The 1,904-nt window shown below is 46.7% G+C and carries 1 protein-coding gene and 1 pseudogene; one reads left to right on the top strand and one right to left on the bottom strand.

The genetic code is table 11. The features are described from left to right. Positions 1–130: 130 nt before the first annotated feature. A complete protein-coding gene (gene tnpA, locus BM135_RS16325) occupies positions 131–550 on the bottom strand; it encodes an IS200/IS605 family transposase (RefSeq protein WP_175486206.1) in 420 nt (139 codons plus the stop codon). 22 nt (positions 551–572) lie between these two features. On the opposite strand from tnpA, the pseudogene BM135_RS16320 reads away from it, so the two are divergent. Further along, positions 573–1,781, top strand: a pseudogene (locus tag BM135_RS16320) (RNA-guided endonuclease InsQ/TnpB family protein). Positions 1,782–1,904: the final 123 nt, after the last annotated feature.

The raw sequence follows: 1,904 nt of genomic DNA, 5'->3' as shown, positions 1-1,904 counted from the left end.
CCTGTTATTCGTACAAGTAACAGGCACTAAAAAAGGGGATATGGGCTCAACTTGACACGTTGAAAAAATGACCTCCCCCCTTTTGCGACACCCTCTTTAGGCCGGGGATATAAGGCGCGGGGTTTTCTTGCTAACTTTTGGGTTTTTCCTGTTGCTCAATGTATTGGCGAATAAGGGAAATAGGCGCACCGCCGCAACTGGCAGCAAAATAACTGGGACTCCACAACACGTTTTTGTAATAAAAACGCTGGGCAATATCGGGACGGTCACGACGAAGTAATCGACTGGACACGCCTTTGAGACTGTTCACCAAAGTTGAGACTGATAATTTTGGCGGGTAATTAATCAATAGGTGAATATGATCGCGTTCACCTTTCATCTCAACCAATTCCACAGCAAAATCAGTACAGACACTGGCGAAATAACTTCGCAGCTTTTCAATGGCATCCTGATCAAAGATTCTTTTTCGGTATTTTGTGACAAAGACCAAATGAACATGCAGCAGAAAAACACAGTTTCTGCCACGGCGAATATCGGTTTCTTTTTTCATAGACCAAAGTATCATTCTTCACATGAAACGATTACAAGCCTTCAAATTCCAGTTAAAACCCAAGGGTCAGCAGGAGCGTGAGATGAAACGCTTTGCGGGTGCGTGTCGTTTTGTTTTTAATCAGGCTCTTGCACGCCAGAACACGAATCATGAAACCGGTAATAAATATATTCCGTACACAAAAATGGCATCATGGTTGGTTGAATGGAAAACAACGACTGAAACCCAGTGGTTGAAAGAGGTGCCTTCTCAAGCATTGCAACAAGCGTTAAAAGATCTTGAGCGTGCCTATAAAAACTTTTTCCAAAAACGCCCGTCATTCCCGCGTTTTAAAAAACGGGGACAAAGTGACTCATTCCGCTATCCGCAGGGTGTGAAACTTGATCAGGAAAATAATCGTATCTGTTTGCCAAAACTGGGCTGGATAAGCTATCGCAATAGCCGTCAGGTCATCGGTGAGGTTAAAAATGTCACCGTCAGCCAGTCTTGTGGTAAATGGTACGTCAGTATTCAGACAGAGTGCGAAGTCGTCGCGCCCATTCATCCCTCACCGTCGATAGTAGGGCTGGATGTCGGTGTGGCAAAGTTGGCCACCTTGTCAGACGGCACTATTTTTGAGCCTGTAAACAGCTTTAAAACCCACCAGAAGACACTGGCCAAACTCCAGCGTGCCATGAGCCGTAAGGTGAAGTTCAGCAAAAACTGGCAAAAGCAAAAGCGAAAACTCCAACGCCTGCATTCCCGTATTGGTAATATCCGCCGCGATTACCTTCATAAAGTCAGCACGACAATCAGCAAAAACCACGCCATGATCGTCCTTGAGGATTTGAAGGTAGGTAACATGTCCAAGTCCGCTGCGGGTACGGTAAGCCAACCGGGACGAAACGTGCGGTCGAAATCAGGGTTAAACCGTTCGATATTGGATCAGGGCTGGTATGAGTTCCGTCGCCAACTCGACTATAAGCAACAATAGCGAGGGGGTCAGATACTGGCAGTTAATGCTGCCTATACCAGTCAGAAGTGTGCGTGCTGTGGTCATACAGAGAAAGCCAACCGACCCTCACAAAGTCGGTTCGAATGCCTGGCCTGTGACTATACAGAAAACGCGGATATCAATGGTGCTCGTAATATTTTAGCGGCAGGACATGCCGTGTTAGCCTGTGGAGGAACGGTGCAGTCAGGCCGCCCGATGATGCAGGAACCCGCCGAAGTGAGTCAGGCTCACACCTGAACACCGTAGGAATCCTCGGCCTTTAGGCCCTGTCTTTCCTACACAAATATTGCCGGAAGTTGCATCTGTTTTTGAATTTTTGTATTTATTGTGGAACTCAACAATAAAGCCTGTTTGAGGCCC

It is taken from the genome of Xenorhabdus japonica (assembly GCF_900115195.1).
GTDB lineage: Bacteria > Pseudomonadota > Gammaproteobacteria > Enterobacterales > Enterobacteriaceae > Xenorhabdus > Xenorhabdus japonica.
Note: the sequence above shows the minus strand (reverse complement) of the source record. Positions and strands in the feature narration are given on the sequence as shown.